This is a genomic window from Nitrospira sp. Ecomares 2.1, from assembly GCF_965152585.1.
Map to the genome: position 1 here is coordinate 2,122,154 of NZ_OZ224219.1, position 17,300 is coordinate 2,139,453.

14 protein-coding genes and 1 pseudogene are annotated in these 17,300 nt (G+C 53.2%); 3 read left to right on the top strand and 12 right to left on the bottom strand.

Annotated features, from left to right (window positions below; all coding sequences use genetic code 11):
- Positions 1–598: 598 nt before the first annotated feature.
- From ACWHYD_RS09260 to ACWHYD_RS09270, 3 genes and pseudogenes are all read right to left on the bottom strand, one after another.
- Positions 599–838 (bottom strand): type II toxin-antitoxin system MqsA family antitoxin, encoded by a 240-nt coding sequence (locus tag ACWHYD_RS09260; protein ID WP_447965610.1) that lies wholly within the window; start codon positions 836–838, stop codon positions 599–601.
- Positions 835–1,038 (bottom strand): annotated as a pseudogene (locus ACWHYD_RS09265) (DUF4258 domain-containing protein); the annotation flags it as partial. The gene ACWHYD_RS09260 and the pseudogene ACWHYD_RS09265, both read right to left, overlap by 4 nt.
- A 313-nt stretch (positions 1,039–1,351) precedes the next feature.
- Entirely contained in the window at positions 1,352–1,978 is a 627-nt protein-coding gene (locus ACWHYD_RS09270) for a zeta toxin family protein (protein ID WP_447965611.1), read from the bottom strand.
- A 520-nt stretch (positions 1,979–2,498) separates the two neighbouring features.
- Here ACWHYD_RS09270 and ACWHYD_RS09275 point away from each other — a divergent pair.
- Entirely contained in the window at positions 2,499–3,467 is a 969-nt protein-coding gene (locus ACWHYD_RS09275) for an IS110 family transposase (RefSeq protein WP_447965612.1), read from the top strand.
- A gap of 393 nt (positions 3,468–3,860) precedes the next feature.
- On the opposite strand, the gene ACWHYD_RS09280 is transcribed toward ACWHYD_RS09275, so the two are convergent.
- The 8 genes from ACWHYD_RS09280 to ACWHYD_RS09315 all read right to left on the bottom strand — a co-directional run bounded on the left by ACWHYD_RS09280 (position 3,861) and on the right by ACWHYD_RS09315 (position 10,111).
- The gene (locus tag ACWHYD_RS09280; RefSeq protein ID WP_447965613.1) at positions 3,861–4,166 is read right to left on the bottom strand and encodes a type II toxin-antitoxin system RelE/ParE family toxin; all 306 of its coding nucleotides are present in this window, start codon (positions 4,164–4,166) and stop codon (positions 3,861–3,863) included.
- Positions 4,156–4,383 carry an addiction module protein gene (locus tag ACWHYD_RS09285; protein ID WP_447965614.1) on the bottom strand — a complete coding sequence of 76 codons (228 nt, stop codon included), beginning with the start codon at positions 4,381–4,383 and terminating at the stop codon, positions 4,156–4,158. Before ACWHYD_RS09285 ends, ACWHYD_RS09280 begins: the two co-directional genes overlap by 11 nt.
- 625 nt (positions 4,384–5,008) lie before the next feature.
- Positions 5,009–6,118 carry a Fic family protein gene (locus tag ACWHYD_RS09290; protein WP_447965615.1) on the bottom strand — a complete coding sequence of 370 codons (1,110 nt, stop codon included), beginning with the start codon at positions 6,116–6,118 and terminating at the stop codon, positions 5,009–5,011.
- Positions 6,119–6,488: 370 nt separating this feature from the next.
- A complete protein-coding gene (locus ACWHYD_RS09295) occupies positions 6,489–6,824 on the bottom strand; it encodes a type II toxin-antitoxin system PemK/MazF family toxin (protein WP_447965616.1) in 336 nt (111 codons plus the stop codon).
- Positions 6,814–7,014, bottom strand: coding sequence for a DUF2281 domain-containing protein (locus ACWHYD_RS09300; protein WP_447965617.1), 201 nt, complete (start codon positions 7,012–7,014; stop codon positions 6,814–6,816). The genes ACWHYD_RS09295 and ACWHYD_RS09300 overlap by 11 nt, the downstream gene beginning before the upstream one ends.
- Positions 7,015–7,502: 488 nt before the next feature.
- On the bottom strand, positions 7,503–8,690 hold the full coding sequence (locus ACWHYD_RS09305) for a S1C family serine protease (RefSeq protein ID WP_447965618.1): 1,188 nt from the start codon (positions 8,688–8,690) through the stop codon (positions 7,503–7,505).
- Between the two features lie 24 nt (positions 8,691–8,714).
- Positions 8,715–9,137 carry a secondary thiamine-phosphate synthase enzyme YjbQ gene (locus ACWHYD_RS09310; RefSeq protein WP_447965619.1) on the bottom strand — a complete coding sequence of 141 codons (423 nt, stop codon included), beginning with the start codon at positions 9,135–9,137 and terminating at the stop codon, positions 8,715–8,717.
- A gap of 8 nt (positions 9,138–9,145) precedes the next feature.
- Positions 9,146–10,111 (bottom strand): hypothetical protein, encoded by a 966-nt coding sequence (locus ACWHYD_RS09315; protein WP_447965620.1) that lies wholly within the window; start codon positions 10,109–10,111, stop codon positions 9,146–9,148.
- Positions 10,112–10,365: 254 nt separating this feature from the next.
- Here ACWHYD_RS09315 and ACWHYD_RS09320 point away from each other — a divergent pair, with 254 nt between their 5' ends.
- Positions 10,366–13,725 carry an AsmA family protein gene (locus tag ACWHYD_RS09320; RefSeq protein WP_447965621.1) on the top strand — a complete coding sequence of 1,120 codons (3,360 nt, stop codon included), beginning with the start codon at positions 10,366–10,368 and terminating at the stop codon, positions 13,723–13,725.
- 107 nt (positions 13,726–13,832) lie between these two features.
- On the top strand, positions 13,833–14,873 hold the full coding sequence (gene mtnA / locus ACWHYD_RS09325) for an S-methyl-5-thioribose-1-phosphate isomerase (protein WP_447965622.1): 1,041 nt from the start codon (positions 13,833–13,835) through the stop codon (positions 14,871–14,873).
- A 12-nt stretch (positions 14,874–14,885) separates the two neighbouring features.
- On the opposite strand, the gene ACWHYD_RS09330 is transcribed toward mtnA, so the two are convergent.
- Positions 14,886–17,267, bottom strand: coding sequence for a PAS domain S-box protein (locus tag ACWHYD_RS09330; protein ID WP_447965623.1), 2,382 nt, complete (start codon positions 17,265–17,267; stop codon positions 14,886–14,888).
- Positions 17,268–17,300: the final 33 nt, after the last annotated feature.

Below are 17,300 nucleotides of genomic sequence, written 5' to 3' on the forward strand. Positions count from 1 at the left end.
AAAAATGTGGGCGTGAAGCTTTTAAAATTCTTTCGCGATATTTCGTGGGGGATTGGCCTAGATTATGAGAACTAGGATTGAGGAATTTCTTTGGAAAATACGGGGATTTGATGAGAGCTTAATTTATAGGCAGGAGGAGGCATTGAGATTTCAAGGGGGGGAAGACGGGGTCTCGCCCCCGTACGGCGAGGTCCTTTTGTTTCGGCAAAAGGACCCAAAACCATGTTGGCCGTGGCATGGCCCTTTGGGTACCCTGCGCGGTTCACCGACACCGGAGGCGGGCAAACTCGCTGCGCTCAGACACTGCCCGCCTTTTTACCGGTGCCGGTTGCACTGCTCGGCCATGCCACCAGGCCAGGGGATCAGTGAAGGGAAGCGGACCAACTCGCAGGGCTCACACAAGGTCCGCTCGATGCTAAGAGCGTCCCTCCTTGGGGCCAGCCGGCAGGCGTCCAACTATAGAAGACGAACCGTCCAGGCACTTCCATAAAAGAGAGAAGACGACAGACATTACCGAGTGGAGAAGATGGATGGCTGCGGACGAATGGTGGAGATATTGGAGAGAGTCAAATCGGATGGCGGGTCACGAACACTGGCCTTACGCGAGGGTGGTGACTTCCACTTGCAGCCGCTTCTGTTTGGCCTCGTTGACAATCACTTCTAAACGGGCCGCAATATCATCTTGAATCCAGTCGGCACCACACATTGAACAGCGTAAAGCCGGCACCCTTCGGACCACGACAATGCCAAACTCTAACTCGGCCGTAAAGGTGGTTGTACCGGGCTTTTTTATGCCACCACAGAGCGGACATTGAGATGGTAGGTGTTGTCGGGTCAACGATTCCTCCGGGTTCTTAAATCAGGATTAAAATGCTCCTGGTCTGGGCGATAGACAGTAATAATGTATCCCTGTTGACTGACTGAATCAAGGGCAACGACGACATGGATGGGCTCATCACCCTTCCACCCGAAGAGTAAGGCGCTTGGGAATGGGGTGTCATTGGCGTAATCTTCAATTTCTTCACCTGTAAGAAGAACGTTGAATACATCTTATCGCGCAATGCCTCGCTCGAGGATCCTCTCCAGGGCATGACGCTGCCATTCGATTCGACCGTTTTCAATGGCCGCCTGAAGGATATCCCGGTTCAGATTCTTCTCCTTACATACCGACTGATGCCACGCCCGTTGCGGGCTCTATCCGGTTTTTTTTGATTGAGCTTTCCGGTGCGGTGCGGTTGTTTTTCTTTGTGAATTCTTTGCTATCGTCTTTTTCTTTGGTTGGGTCGCTCGATGTTCTTTAACAATATCGACAATTTTGCCATCTCGAAAGATATAGACTGGCGTGTTGGTGTCAAAGCCTAGTTGTCTCGCGTTTGCCGCCGCGCGTTCTAATGCCACGCCCACCTTGGCCAGATCCGGGTCTTTGATTTTTGGCTGCTTGTTGGCCATTGGGTTCTCCTTCCGAGTCAACATATTCCGGTCTTTCCAATGCATTATCGTAGAGAATCCATGTGTTCACAAGTGGTCGATATATCTGCTGGAAATTTCGCCACCCTGCCAGGAACCTTCTTCGAATGATGTTTTCCGCGACGGCATGCCCGCCCTGGGACACACGGGCCGCCACGCGGGCTATGGCCATTTCGGAGTTGGGAAGTTTCAGGAAGATGAGTTTGACAAAATAGCCTTTCTTCCTCCACTGAGGGATGAGACGGGCATACCGAAGTCCACTCAAGGTGGTTTCAAAGGCAAAGCTTTCTCCACGACGGACGCATGCGATAATTTCTTGAACCATGAGACGGCCCGCCTGGAATGTTGCAATTTCCGGGTTGAATGGAGAGAGTCCTTCCGCAATAAGATCCACATTGATGAAGCGTGGACAGGCAGCTTCTTTCGGAAGGAACTCGCGGGCAAACGTGGTTTTTCCGGACCCATTGGGGCCGGCAAGGATCACAATTTTTTTCTTGGGTGTGTTCGCCATTTACGCTGAGTACACAGAGGAATCAAAACATCATGCTATCCAAGCCTTACACAAAAGTACAGAACTTGTGTTGATGGAATTATAGAGGGTATTTTTGTAAGACGGAATTTTCCCGTCGGTTGGGTAGAGCATCAGCTCGGTTGGCTGACCTGAAGGTGAAAAGTGGGGGATTGGCATGTAGGAGAAAGGTGTTTGTTTGATGATGGCTGTCGGGGGTGATTTGAATGTTTGATGAATGTCGGGTCTCGGCCCGACAGCCGAGCCACTTTTGTTTCGGCAAAAGTAGCCAAAACCATGTTGGCCGTGGTGTGGCCCTTCGGGTCCCCTTGTATGTTTGTTTTTCCTTCCTCGCCTGGTAGCGTGGGAAGGCTTGTGACGCGGTGGCCACTTCGTCACAAGGGCCGGGTACGATCGCGAGGTGCCCAGAATGTTCTTCGTCGCGCAGCAAGATCCTCCGGCCATCATTGGTGTTCGAACGGTTGGTTGGGCCATGGCGCCCGCATACAAGGAGGAGTACACGATGACACCCACCACGACCACGATTGGGATTGATGTCTCCAAACAGTACTTGGATGCCTTTTGTCGGCATGATCAGCACACTGTACGGGTGCCGAATCATGCGCAAGGCATTGTCGCCTTGTTGGCCTGGATTGGCCAGAGAACGGCTCGGCCCTTGATTGTGATTGAGCCAACAGGGGGCTATGAACACACCTTGCAGGCGATGCTGCTCGACCAGGGCCTTTCGCTGGCGAAGGTGAATGCCAGGCAAGTCAGAGAATTTGCCCGCGCGAAGGGGCAATTGGCGAAAACGGATGCCATTGACGCCTCTGTGCTTGCTGCCTATGGGCAAGTGATGGCCCCCAGAACAGTAGTGGGCACATCTCCCGAACAACACGAGCTCGCTCAATTGGTCAAGCGCCGCCGCCAGTTGGTTGAGCTCGCGACGATCGAGAAAAACCGATTGGAAAAAGTGACCGATGATCTGGCGACACAATCTATTCAACGAATGCTGTATGTCCTCAAAGAAGAAATCCAGGCGATGGATGCTCGGATGGCCAAGCTGCTGAAGAATCACCAGTCCTTCGCCAATACTCATGACGTGGCTAGGCAGATCAAAGGCGTTGGGCTCATCACGTTGGCGACCTTGCTGGCTGAGCTTCCCGAGTTAGGCCGGATTGGGAATCGACAAATAAGTAGTTTAGTCGGCGTGGCGCCTCATAATGTCGATAGCGGGACGAGGCGAGGCACCCGCCATATTCATGGCGGGCGGGTCCACATCCGCTGTGTGCTCTATATGGCGGTCCTCAGTGCGATTCAGCATGATCCCAGCATGAAACGGTTCTATCAGCATCTCGTGGAACAAGGGAAGAAGCCCAAAAAAGTTGCGCTCGTGGCGGTTATGCGAAAAATGCTCGTCAGACTCAATGCCAAAATGCGTGAGTATTATCTCCAGGTAGACGGAGCTCCATGGCAGGTGCAAGGAGCCTAGGGAGAGGTCACGTGACTTGACTTTCAACACGGTTGCTGCGCGGTTCACCGGCCCCGGAGGCGGGCAAACTCGCTGCGCTCAAACACTGCCCGCCTTTTTCCGGGACCGGTTGCACTGCTCGGCCATGCCACCAGGCCAGGGGAGTCCATCGGGAGACTGTGGACCAACTCGCCGGGCTCAGACACGGTCCGCTAGCTGCAAAGTGCGTCCTTCCCTTGGGCCAGCCGGCAGGCGTCGGACCATACGAGACGCATTTTTTTGAAAATCCGATAAAAGAGGGAGAAGTGTAGGAATGAGGGAGACGATTGAGATGGATGGTTGAAACGGATAGCAGGGCTGATAGAGTCGAGGTGGTCGAAATGAGGGAACAAGCTGAGGGAGAGGGGATGTGCATTAAAACTTGCGTCGAGTCCAATACCCTGGTTTTCGTTTAAGATGCATGACGGCAAGTATTTGAACCGTAGCTGATTGCACTCTATAAACCACCGCATAAGGAAACCGGTGAAGAAGGAATCTCCTTGTTCCGTGCGAATAAGCAGGCCATGCTCCCGGGGTTTCGGATATTCGAGCCACTGCGTATTGTACTTCTTGAAAAAATAACCCGACTATGCCTGGTGCTTGTTCCTCATACCAGGTGTGAGCTTGTTTGAGTTCAGCGAAGGCGTCCGAATGGAAGATGATGTCGCCATCATTTTCCATGTGTTATCCGACGTTGGACCTCTTCCCAGGTAATAGCAGTGGCCACGCCATTGTCCAAGTCCGATATTCGTTGTTGAATTTCCTCCTGCCATGCCTGCTCTACCTCGGCTTCCTGGACGGGATCCAGGCTTTGGATGAGTTGCTGGGCTACTGCGGCCCGTTCCTGGACGGGTAACTTGAGTGCTTGTTCCAGTATGGCTTGGGAATGTTGTCGCATACACTTTCTCCTTCGTTCCTTTGTGCGTTTTCGAGAATTCCTCCTCTCAGAGCTTTAGGAATATCCTATCCTACTGCACCCTTAGGAAAAAGGGTAGATGGATTCTGGGAGGTTTGATTCTCGATGATTGATGCCGGGCATGAGGGTGCGGTCTGCCCGAAGGACCAAGCTGAAAGAGTTGTCTGATTGGGATTGTTGGGGGTGTTGTAAAGAGTTGCTGGGGGACGGGGTTTCGCCCCCGTGCGGCGAGGTCCTTTTGTTTTGGCAAAAGGACCCAAAACCAGTGACGCCCCGTCTGGCTTTATTGAAGGGGAGGGACGCTAATCTGAGAGGAGCGGACCAACTCGCCGGGCTCAGACAAGGTCCGCTAAATTCTAAGAGCGACCCTCCCTGGGGCCAGCCGGCAGGCGTCGGAACAGAGGAGGAGGCTTTTTAGGGCCTTTCCAGCAAGAGGGAGGAGCGCAGGAAGGGCCGAGTTGGGAGATATTGAGACGGATGGCGGGAATGAGGGAGGGGCGTCGCGTTTCGATGTTTTGAATTTGGGAGGGGCACCGATCCTTCGCCATGCCTGCCGTGAGCGTAGATGGTACGCTTCCCTTGGTTTCCCTTTTTTTATTCTGCTTCCTTATTGGCCGAGATTGATCTCATACCGTGTGCTGCGGCCGCCACCTACCAGGGTGAGTGCGCCTTGTGCCACCAGGTCCTGTAAATCCCGTGTGGCTGTCGCTTTGGAGGTGTGGGCGATGGCCATATATTTTTTGGCATTGATCCCGCCTGTGAATCCGCTTGGTCCTTCTTCTAACATCCGGCGCACCACCTGCATCTGTCGTGAATTGAGTTGGTCTTGTAGTCGATCGAACAATCTCGTTTTTCGCAAGGTGAATTCAATCTGCTCTTCTGCCTGCTGTTGCGCAGCCAGTGCGATATTCACAAACCAGCTTATCCAGGGTGTGATGTGGTTGGATTGTTGGGCTTTCTGCAAGGCTTCATAATAGTGTGCGCGGTTTGCCTCAATGGCACGAGAGAGGCTGAGCAGAGCCGGCCGCCCGAGACCTTGCGATAAGGCTTTTTCCGACAGGGCGCGCCCGATGCGGCCGTTTCCGTCCTCAAACGGGTGGATGGATTCAAAATAGACATGGGCGATGGCGGAGCGTATCAGGGGCTTTTTGATGTCCTTCTTGCCCTGTGGGCCGGTGTTATTAAACCAGGTGATGAACCGCGACATTTCTTTGGAAACCCGTGTTGAGGGCGGGGCTTCAAAATGAATGCGGGGTTTTCCGATCGGGCCGGACACCACCTGCATGGGCTCCGCATGGCTTCGCCATTTCCCGACGGTGATGCTACGACTGCCTTGTATGATCATGCGGTGCCAGGAACAGAGTGTGGCTTTGGTCAGAGGCCCGGCATACCTGGTGCGTACATCCGTCATTAGCGCGGCGGCCCCTTGCGCCCGTTGATCCCGCACCTGTTCGCCAGGCTGTCCCAATCCCAGATTTTTCCGGATGGAGGAGAGGACATCCTGACGACTTAAATATTCGCCTTCAATTTCTGATGTCTTGAGAGCTTCCACGACCATCATCTCGATGATGGCTTCCGTCTGCGTCTCTTGCGGTATTCCGCTCAACAGGCCGCTGGCTCTCCCTGTTTTTTCGGCGAATGCCAGTAAAGCGTCTTCAACGGTGGTAAGGTCGTATTGGAAGTCCGGCCAGTCCGGTTGTTGCCAGTTATAGGTCATGAGCCGATTATAACAGGTATTCGGCTCAATAACGTCAAGTAAAGTGAGCTGAATAGGCCTTTTATTCGGCTCAGCCCGTGAAGGGACATTTTTAATGCATTCCGGGGTTTCGTCCCCGGACGACGAGCCACTTTTGTTTCGGCAAAAGTGACCAAAACCATTGACGCCCCGTCTGGCCTTATGGGAGGGGAGGGACGTCAAAGATAACAAGAGCGGACCAACTCGCTCCGCTCAAACAAGGTCCGCCAGCTGCGAAGAGCGTCCCTCCTGAGGCCAGCCGGCAGGCGTCGGTTGAAGAGAAAAGGAGGGTTTGCATAAAAGGAAGGATTACGCCGAAGGATGGATTGAGAAGATGTTTGCGGGTAGGGCGTCATTTCGCATAACCGACAATACTGCATAGACTTTTTAGGACCTTTTCCATGCATGCCGTTTTGATCTTTCCGATGTGCTTGACGATGTTTTGGTCTGAGAGGGTAAATACCTTATCCACTCGTATCCAACTGGGTTTGGGCAGAGTACCATCCACGAGATCTATTGCAGTTAATGGGATGGCAGGTTCTTCTTGAGGGACAGTGGTAACGGCCAAGGCAATAAAATCCCCATGGTGATCGGGTGCTGTCAGGACGAGGACCGGACGCTTTTTTGAAGAACTTAAATCGGCATAAGGAAAGGGAATCAGAACAAGGTCATAGGCGCTACACGTCATTCCAAACCTCATCCTCAGAATTGTCCCAGGCATGTTTCATGGCCGGAGTCTGGGCGAGCTTGAGTTCCTCAGCTAGCCTGTCTTTGAGCCCATGTTTCAACTCAATGTACCCGATGAAATCTAAGACTTCCTTCGCTAAAGGTTCTGGAAGCTTTTGAATTTCTCGCATGATTTGTTCGGCCGTTGACATGGCGTGCTCCTCATTTCCTCTGTCAGGGATACGTTGTACGACCAATGTACCCAACCCATTGATTAAAGTACAGAATTTTGTAGAGCCTTTTTTAGAGCCGGGGAGCGGCCAGACAGCCGAGCCACTTTTGTTTTGGCCAAAGTGGCCACAGCCATTGACGTTCCCTCTGTCCTCATTGGAGGAGAGGGACGCTAATCAGAGAAGAGCGGCCAAACTCGCCTGCCTCAGACAAGGGCCGCTTGATGCCAAGAGCGTCCCTCCCTGGAGCCGGCCGGCAGGCGTCGGATCAAAGTTAAAGCGTGGCGGTGGAGATCTATGGAGGGCAGGCGAACTCGCAGGGCTCAATATTTTAAAAACAGAAGAATAGGAGTTTTGTTTTAGTGCCAAGGCAAAGATCTTTCCCTGCGCTTAGGATGACATTTTTTGGAGGAAGTTCTGAAACGGTTTGCAGGAATGACGGATGATTCTTAGCGGCAAGGAACGGTTATTTATTGGACGGCTTGGAGCTGGAGGGAGAGCGTGTGTTCTTTGCCGTTGCGTCGGATGCCGAGTTTGATGCGGTCTCCGACATTGTGCCGGTCTAACATTCGAGCGAGGTCATCATAGGTTCGTAGCGTCTCTCCATCAATGGCGGTGATCACGTCACCTAATCGAATCCGTCCGTTTGCCGTTTCTTCTAAGCCTTGCAGGCCCGCCTTGTCCGCCATACTTCCTGGAAGAACTTTGGCAATGACGATGCCTTTGATCCCCCAGCGGGCGGCGATGGCATCCGGGATGAGTGAGATGCCCAGGCCGGGACGAATGACTTTTCCATGTTGAATGAGTTGCGGGACAATACGTTTGACAATGTCGACCGGCACCGCAAAGCCAATGCCCGCGTAGGCTCCACTGGGACTGACAATCTGGGTGTTGACGCCAATGAGTTTCCCGGCGCTGTTTAAGAGCGGTCCACCGGAATTGCCGGGGTTGATGGCCGCATCGGTTTGGATCGCGCCCTCAATCGTCCGGTCATTCACCGATTTAATCGAACGTCCCAGGGCACTGACGACCCCGGTGGTGAGGGTGTGATCTAGTCCGAAGGGATTGCCGATGGCCAATACGCGTTGACCGACCCGAAGGTCCTGGGAATTTCCGATATCCAAGGGCATGAGTGTGTCGGTCTTGCCGGTGATCTGGAGCACGGCCAGATCATGATCAGGGTCGACCCCGATGATGCGTGCGTCACGAGTGGATTGATCGTCCAGCACCACTTGTATGGAATCCGCGCCATAGATGACGTGGTAATTGGTGACAATATGTCCCTGCCGGTTCCAGATGAATCCGGATCCCGACCCCTGCGGGACTTCGAATGTATTGAGCGACCAGATATCCCGACGGACAGCCGTATTGGTGATGTAGACCACCGACTGTGCCGCTTTTTCAAAGACGGCAATGGTGTTGAGTTCTTCTGGACCAAGCGATTGCTGGGCGACGAGGTATAGATGCGAGGGCTGGGCGGAAACCGATTGCGCCTGTTTCGGGACGAACGCCTCGCCCATGGCGGTGTGTGGCAAAAGAAGCGTGACGAACAGGACCGGGAGGAGAAGCCCCTGCCATTCGGTGGAGAGCCGGTATGGCTGGTCGCTGGGTATTTCCTGGCGAGGATGGATGGTCCGGGGAATATGGTGAAGACGCATACGAAAGTGTTTCCCGGTTCGGTTCTATTCTCCCATGAGCTGGAGGACCAGATTTCTAGTTCGTGGTCTGGTATCAAAATCGATCAAAACGACTTGTTGCCACGTGCCCAGGGTTAAGGCACCATTGACGAACGGAATGGTCAGCGAAGGCCCCTGTAGTTGACCGCGAAGGTGGGAGTGGCCGTTATCTTCTCCGGCGTTCCGCGTATTATGTTCTAATTGAGGATCAGCCGGTATGGTACGGTTCCAAAAGTTTTTCGTATCGGCACGAATGCCTGGCTCATCTTCGATGATCATGACCGAGGCCGTCGTATGTTGCACGAAGAGGGTGAGTATTCCACCTTGAAGGCCGGACTCTGCGAGTATGCGTTGAATGTGCTCTGTGAGGTTCTCGATGTTCGAATCGCCGGTCATGGAAATGTTGAGGGAGTGAGTGATGACGGACATGGGCATCCTTAGCACGAGACGGTTTGTAAAAATTGTTGATCGGCTGGTGAAAGGGTGCCCCCGCGCGCCTGTCGTAAAACCGACGTGAAACGCCCTTCTCTGGTGAGCCGGCAAATGAGATCCAAGACCTCTTGACTGACGATCCGCTGGGAGGTGAGTTGACGGAGATAGGTGAAGGCGGCGGCAAAACTTTCTTCTGCGCGCGCGTAATAATCTTTTCCTCGCCGGTGATTGCTATAGGCTTCCAATTGTTCGCAGGCGACTAAGATTTCCGCGAGTTGGTGTGTCCAGGCGGCGGCGCGTTCGAGTTTTTCCGGGTAATAGTAGTACAACATGATGCGTTCCATCCAGGGCGACCAGGGGATGTCGATTGTGGCGATGGCCGTTTTCACCGGACGGAGATATTTTTTGAGGCGTCGGGCAAATCCCAACCGCATGTCGATGTGATCTTTGACCGCAGGGGTGAGCTTCACGCCTCGGGCTTGGAGTGCGGCTCCATACTGGGCGATGAAGGCGTGCGATTCACGGCCATAGGGGGTGTCGGGATAGCGGGTGCGCCATTCCCGCGGCCGGGTCGGGATCTTCTGTTCCTTGGCCCATGACCAGATTTGGCCGAACAGGACCGGATCAAGCCCGGCTCGCCCCATATCATGCAGCAGACAGGCGGCTTCAAATTGACGGAGTCGGGAGAGTGGATATCCTAAGGCGGCAGCGACCGCCACACACATGCGTGACGTCCGGAGCGCATGCGCTTTGTCATATCCGGGAATCATGCGATCGGGTCGGGTGGGATGCGGTCGGTCGTACCATTTCAGCAGCGAGACCACCTGCGTGCGGGTGAGAACGGTGTGGGTAGATTTCAATGTTTGCCGGGAAACAACGGCTAGAATGATATAATCCTCATGACAAAAAGCGTAAGGATTATGCAGTGTATAAGAGTGTGGCAGGATATCCCAGGCCTGGGGAGCTGTCAAGAAACCGCTGGGGCACCCAACATGGGACGGCTATCCGATAACGAACCACTACGATGCCAATTTCCCCGGATGGCGGGCCGGGTAGGGCGAATGACTTCTGCCGTCTGTGCTTCCCTGCAGTCCATGGAGGGTTGGAGTCATTCTTACATTTCCAACGGATTTCGGTATGATGGAGAAGTAATTTTCATGGTTCCCATTCCTCACGTCACACACACAACGGTTAGGGTATCTGCTCATCCGAGGAGAGTCATGTAGTGCGATGGTCCGGCAAACAGATGTTCTGGTGGGGCGCATTCGCTGCCCTCATCTTGACGATTGCGCTGATCGTGCTTCCCTTGTTTTTAAATCCCGATTATCTGAAGAATCTGGCTCTGCAACAAATTCAACGCACGTTTGGTTCGCACGTGACGGTGGGACAGACTTCCTTCGCTCTATTTCCCTCTCCGCATTTTTTGGTTTCGGACATTGTGGTTCAGGAGCAGCCTGAGTCGCATGCGGTGTTTCGTGCGAAATCCATGAGTTTGGACTTGGGAATCTGGCCGTTGCTCATGAAAAAAATTGTGGTGCGGGAGTTTTTGGTAGAGTCTCCCGAAATTGAATTGCGTCGTGAGTCAGGGGGGGAATGGCGTTTTCTGAGCTATGCCAGCAATGATTCGCCCATTGTGTCCTTAGCGGAATTTCTGGTGCTGGGAAAATTTGAGGTGACGGACGGCAAAATTATCGTGATTGATGAGTCACCTCGAGATAGCGTTCGAGGATTTGTTATTGAAGATGTGGCCTTCGTCTCTGAGACCAGTCATGAAGGGTCCTCAATTGACTCGACGTTCGATTTGTCTGGAAAAATCCGTCAGACCGAAGAGTTGGCGCCTTTTCGCATCAAGGGGGAACTTGAAGCGCTTTGGGAGACTCCGCTGCATTCCGTCATCAACGAGCCGGTTGGTTTTGAGCAGATTACCTTCTCCGGGAAGGTGAGGGCTGATGACTTGGAGATCAAGCAAATTGGGGAATTCCTGCCGAACGGTCAATCGCTGGTGGAGGTCCCCGGTACGCTGTCGGTCAAGTCTCAGGTCACCTGGGTCCAGAATGCGAAAACTTCCCGACTTTCTCTCTCTAAAATTAACCTGTCCAGTTCTTTTATTGATTTGGATGGTTCGGCCAATACTGAAATGCTGGAAGACGGACATCATATGATGGGGTTCTCCATGCGATCCTCCAATGTTGATCTCGACATGATTCGACAATATCTGCCCAGGACGTGGATGCCGGATGACCTGCTGCCCGTATGGGGCACAGGCGAGTGGGGAGGCGGACTGAATATTGCCGAAGCACGGGTCACCGGCTCCACGCGTGAAGATGTGAGGACTTCCGTCACCGGCACGTTTCGTTTAACCGATGGCTATCTCCGTATTCCTGATTGGCCTACCACCGACCACATCCAAGGGACGGTGGTGGTGGAACCCGATCGAATTCAATTGTCCGAGGTGCACGGCATTTATGACGGTATTCCGGTTGAAGTGACGGAAGGCCTCTTTTTGTTAAAAGAGTCAGGCCCGTGGGGGAATGTGGGCATTCAAGGGCCTGTACCTGCGGAGAAGGTTCGGCAGGTCGTGACGCAGTTGGGAGCGCCAACCGATTTTGGTCTGTTGAGTTCATGGAAGGTCTTGGATGGCACCGGCCTGCTTCGCCTGCAGTTTACCGGGAATCTTTTGGAATCTCCCGGATTGATGTTCCAGTCTGGTGAGTTTAATCCTGAGGGCCTGGTGATTCAGATTCCGGGTCTTCCTCATCCTTTGACTGAAGGCCACGGTACGATTATTTTTTCCCGGGAGAGTACCGTGTTTCAAGGCATACAGGGAAATGTGGGTGCCTTCCCGCTGGCGTTGAATGGGACTATCAACTATCAGGGAGTCCCCCGGTTTGATCCGCTCACCATTCAGGGCGGGTTTGCCGGTGAGGACCTGTTGCCGGTTTCCGAGACTCAGGCGACATCACCTGGGATGCAAATGACCGGTCCGCTTACCGCCTCGGTCATTCTGACCGGTCCGACCGGTCATCCCAAATTGAAAGGGTGGATTGATGGGCGAGACGCTCTCATTGCCGTACCGTCTCTTTTGCGGAAACATGCGGGTCAGGATGGACGCCTTGAGTTTGAGGGACAGTTCCGTCCCGGGAGTCGGGTGCATTTTGAACGAGTGGAACTGATCATGCTGCCTCTTCGTCTTCGGGGACAGGGGACCATACGGTATCGCCCGAAGGTTACCTGGGAGGCCCGGTTTGATTCCGGACCGGTGTATTTAGGTGTGCTGCCGGAAGGCATCCGTGTCCTGGGAGATATCATCCAGTCAGGAATTCTCGAAGTTCAACTGAAAGGCAGCGGACGCGGAACCGATTGGACCCAGTGGAACACCAAAGGTTGGGTCGCCTTAACCGAAGGGGTCGTGGCTCTTCGCGGGATGACCGATCCAATTTCGAATTTGTTTGTTCGACTGAAAGTGGATGAGAATCTGCTTGATCTGAAGCGCATGGAGTTTCGCCTGAAAAATAGTGAAGCCGTCATCACGGGATTTATGAAAAACTGGAAAACCACACCGATCGTCAGTGTCCTGTTTGACTCGCCTCAATTCGATATTGATTTACTGATTCCCAAGGAAGGACGATCAGCCATCCGGGATGGGATCGAGTGGTTAGCAGCGCATGGATCGCTGGAAGGTTCTGTGTATATCGACCGTCCGAGCTATAAGACGCTTTCCGGAAAAAAATTATCGGGCGTGTTGAGGATTCATGACAATCTGGTGTCAGTGGATAAAGTGCAAGCGATGGTGGCGGAACATGGCACCGTCGGGGGGCGGTTCTTTGTTCATCTTCCTGAAAATCGACCGGCCGCCATGCGCGCGTCATTTCAGGCGAAGGATTTGCCTTTTGAGAACGTCTTGAGTCTCTTTGGCGAGGAACGTCGATGGATCACCGGAAAGATGGCTGTGCGAGGCATGCTCCAAGGCCATGGGCGGGATGACCGCGGCATCATTCCCACTCTCAATGGAAGTCTTGAAGTTTCGCTGGGCGAAGGCTATATCCGTAAAGGCACTATTGTCCCGCGAATATTGACGCTTTTAAATTTACCGCATGTCCTCAGGGAAAAAGTTGATCTTGAAGCGAATGGATTTCCGTTTACGACCGTGAGCAGCAAACTTACGGTGGAAGACGGTGTATTTTCCACCAAAGATATGTTGATACAGAGTCCAATCATGAAAATCTCGGCGGCAGGCATGTATGACTGGAAAGGTGATCGGCTTGAAGGCATTTCCGCCGTCAGCCCTTTTGGGGCCTATTCGGATCTCTTGAAAGACCTTCCTCTCTTTGGACGAATTTTTTCCGGAGATCGGAAGGGCATCGCCACAGCGATGTTTTCGATTGCAGGACCGTTGGGTGAGCCGGAGGTCGAGTATCTTCCCATGGAATCCGTGAAAACAGGGTTGACCGGTTTGGCCCAATTGGCGTTTGATGTTTTGAAAAATACATTGACTCTGCCCTATGATTTATTGAAAGACTCTAAGGGGGACGAGGATTCCCTCTCTCCTGAGTCCAAACGATCCGGCGTACCCGGTCCCTTGTGAGCCGCGTATCTTTGCCGATGGGAATTCCGGATGGACATTGAGAGAAAGAGGGAAGGTTTATGAACATATTGAGGTGGCGAGAACAGATCGAGTGAAAGGAAGCCAGGATGATTCCAACGGTTGAATGGAAAAATAATCATGTCGTGATTCTGGATCAACGGGCTCTCCCCGGAGAAGTGCGATTTCTTCATTGTGGCACCTATCAGGAGGTGGCTGAAGCGATTCGGAATTTGAGCGTACGGGGTGCGCCTGCCATTGGAGTGACGGCGGCTTTGGGCATCGCCTTAGGGGCCCGGCAATGTGAGGAGACTCAGCATGAGCGGTTTTCCGGCTATATGGAGGAGGTCTGTCGCACGCTGGCCGCGACGCGTCCGACCGCCGTGAATTTATTCTGGGCCGTTGACCGAATGAAACGTGTGATGACGGATATGTCCAGTGCACCTGTTCAAGAAATCCAAAAACGATTACAGGAAGAAGCTCTGGTTATTTTGGAGGAGGACCTTCGGGTGAACCGGGCCATTGGCATGTTTGGCGCCGCAATTATTCGTGATGGAGATCATATTCTCACGCATTGTAACGCCGGAGCCCTGGCAACGGCAGGCTATGGAACGGCTTTGGGAGTGGTCAGGGCGGCCTGGGAGCAGGGGAAAAAGATTCGGGTCTTTGCCGATGAGACCCGACCCGTTCTCCAAGGGGCCCGTCTGACGGCCTGGGAGCTTCAGCAGGATGGTATTCCCGTGACGTTGATTACCGATAATGCGGCGGGGGCACTGATGCGACAGGGCCGGATTCACTGTTGCGTCGTGGGGGCTGACCGGATTGCTGCCAATGGCGATGTGGCCAATAAGATCGGAACCTATTCGGTGGCGGTCTTAGCGCATGCCCATGGCATCCCTTTTTATGTGGCCGCCCCTTCATCGACCATTGATATGGAAACAGCGGATGGGAACGGTATTCCCATTGAAGAGCGGAGCTCGTCCGAAGTGACCTCATTGCATAGTGGGCAAAAGATTGCTCCTCACGGTGTGGAAGTCTGGAACCCGGCGTTTGACGTGACCCCGGCCGACTTGATTGCCGGTATCATCACTGAACGGGGTATTTTTGCTCCACAAGCCTTATCCGAACATTTTTCGTCGACCTGTTACTGATCGGGGGCACCGTCAAAAGATACGACTTAAGACTTTAGACAGATCAAGGAGATTATACGGTTTGGCAATAAAACCTGAAAATCCGAATTGGCTGGCATGCGCCATGACCGGGTCGTTGGAATACCCGCTTGAGACAATCACCTTGGCATCTGGATCATAGTCTTTAATGAGGCGCAACGTTTCCTTCCCTCCCATTCCTCCGGGTATAGTGAGATCAAGAATGGTGGCCACATAGGGATTGCCGTCCTGAACGGCACGAGTATAGAGCGCAATGGCTTTCAGCCCATCGTCGGTATAGTCCACGTCAAATCCGAGGTGCTCGAGCATTTTCCCTAGCACATCCTGGATGTCCTCTTCATCATCCATCACTAAAATCCGTCCGGTTCCTTGCACGAGGCTTTCCGGTGTTTCCTCGTTTTTTGTTGACAGGGAGGTTGAAGCGGGGAGATACAGGGTGAAGCATGTGCCGTGGCCGAGAGAAGAGGTCACGGTCACATGCCCTCCATGTCGTTTCATGATGGAATAGGTTGTGGCGAGGCCCAGCCCGCTCCCTTTTTGTTTGGTTGTAAAGTAGGGATCAAAGATTTTTTGGAGATGGTCGTCAGGAATGCCGATCCCTTGATCAGCGACGGACACACAGACATACTTGCCGGATTTGAGAGGGAGGGTGGATTGAGCGTTCACCAGAAATTTCTTTGCGACGACGCTAATGGTGCCTCCCTCCGGCATCGCTTGGTCGCTATTAATCACAAGATTTTGTATGACCTGACTGATTTGTCCTTCATCGACCTCAACCGGCCAGAGGTCATCTGGAAGATGCGTGGTGCATCGGACGGCAGAGCCTCGTAGGGCAAATTGAATCGTGTCGGTAATAATTGAGGCCACCGATGTCGTGCTTTTAACCGGAGCCCCTCCTTTCGCAAAGGTCAGCAGTTGCTTGGTAAGGTCCCGCGCACGCAAACAGGCTTTTTCTGCCGCCTCCAGTCGTTCAATAACCTTCTCTCCGTGGGGGGGCGTATGTTTGGCCGTGACCATTTTGGCCAGCCCGATATTGGCAAACACGGACGTGAGAATATTATTGAAATCATGCGCAATCCCGCCGGCCAGTAACCCAACAGACTCGAGTTTGGTGGCACGTATGCGTTCTTCCTCCAGGCGTTTCCATTCCGTAATGTCTCGAGTCACAATCACGCCCACGACCGTCCCGACGCTGGTTCGGAAGGGATGGATGTGACTTTCAAACCATCGCCACTCCGACTGTTTTGTTTGCAACCGGCACACCATATCAATTTCCTGAAGTGCCTTGAGATGAGAATGAAAGGACGCAGACAAAGGCCCCCGTTCTTCGGGATGGACAAAGTCAAAAAAACTTTTTCCCAGCATGTCGGCAGCCCCATAGCCCAGGACCTTGAGACAATTTGGTGTGACGTACTGACATTCACCTGTCGCGGTGGTTTCAATGATCAAGTCATAGGCATGTTCCACGATGGCTCGATAGCGCTGCTCACTATCCCGCAAGGCATCTTCGGCTTTTTTACGTTGGAGTTCACCTGCCGCTCTAGCTGCAAAGAGTTGAATGATGGATTGCGCCACATGAATGTTGCGAATGGCCATCGGGCTAAAGATAAACAGGAGCCCGATAATTTGTCCTGTCCGGCCACGGAGGGCCGTTCCCAAATAGCTGATGATCGACCATGACCCGAGAGGGGAGTCGGGAGGAAAGAGCGGCGATTCCAAATTGTCCCCATGGCATCCTTTGACTTTCAAAAGTTCTTCAAAAATCCTGGGAGGTGGCGTCCAAGGCATATTCTCGCCAAAGGTCCCGTTGGACCAAATGGCGACAGTTTGGGTGAGCGGGTGAGTCGGCGATTCCAATTCCGCTAATATGGCATAGGGCACATTTAGGGCCTGACAGAGGTCTCTAACTAAAAATCGCAAAAACGCCATGCTGCCGGGAGCCGGATCACTTTGGGCTATTTTTCGCAGTGCTTCATCAATCCGTTTGCGTTCTGTAATATCCTTAACCACAGAAATGGCACCCCATTGAATGCCATTGGAGTCGAAGAGGGGGTAGCATGAGACCAGAAAATCCCCTGGGAGAGAAGGAAACTGTGTTTCCACCACCGCAGACAGGGCGCCTGCTAACACCGTTTCCCATGGCGGAGGGTTTTTGGGGATGGTCGCTCCATAGTAGGGTATGCGGTAATGTTGTCCGACCAATGGGCCGATTTTTGGTTGGACCTGGTCACGAATGGCTCGATTGGTCCAGACAATCGTCCCTGCGCTGTCTAAAATCATGACATGATCCGTGAGGGCATCAAAGGCCTGCTCCCATTTCTCGACCGACTGCACAGGGGTGGTTATTTTTGAAGCCCCTTGAAGGTTCTTAGTCATGGTGTCTCAGCAGCGCCGCCGCCTCCTGTTCGC

Excerpts from the sequence above, each read along its gene's own strand:
- ACWHYD_RS09270 (WP_447965611.1), bottom strand. The coding sequence starts at position 1,978 with ATGGCGAACACACCCAAGAAAAAAATTGTGATCCTTGCCGGCCCCAAT.
- ACWHYD_RS09280 (WP_447965613.1), bottom strand. The coding sequence starts at position 4,166 with ATGGAAAATGATGGCGACATCATCTTCCATTCGGACGCCTTCGCTGAA.
- ACWHYD_RS09295 (WP_447965616.1), bottom strand. The coding sequence starts at position 6,824 with ATGACGTGTAGCGCCTATGACCTTGTTCTGATTCCCTTTCCTTATGCC.
- ACWHYD_RS09285 (WP_447965614.1), bottom strand. The coding sequence starts at position 4,383 with ATGCGACAACATTCCCAAGCCATACTGGAACAAGCACTCAAGTTACCC.
- ACWHYD_RS09330 (WP_447965623.1), bottom strand. The coding sequence starts at position 17,267 with ATGACTAAGAACCTTCAAGGGGCTTCAAAAATAACCACCCCTGTGCAG.
- ACWHYD_RS09310 (WP_447965619.1), bottom strand. The coding sequence starts at position 9,137 with ATGTCCGTCATCACTCACTCCCTCAACATTTCCATGACCGGCGATTCG.
- mtnA (WP_447965622.1), top strand. The coding sequence starts at position 13,833 with ATGATTCCAACGGTTGAATGGAAAAATAATCATGTCGTGATTCTGGAT.
- ACWHYD_RS09290 (WP_447965615.1), bottom strand. The coding sequence starts at position 6,118 with ATGACCTATAACTGGCAACAACCGGACTGGCCGGACTTCCAATACGAC.
- ACWHYD_RS09305 (WP_447965618.1), bottom strand. The coding sequence starts at position 8,690 with ATGCGTCTTCACCATATTCCCCGGACCATCCATCCTCGCCAGGAAATA.
- ACWHYD_RS09275 (WP_447965612.1), top strand. The coding sequence starts at position 2,499 with ATGACACCCACCACGACCACGATTGGGATTGATGTCTCCAAACAGTAC.
- ACWHYD_RS09300 (WP_447965617.1), bottom strand. The coding sequence starts at position 7,014 with ATGTCAACGGCCGAACAAATCATGCGAGAAATTCAAAAGCTTCCAGAA.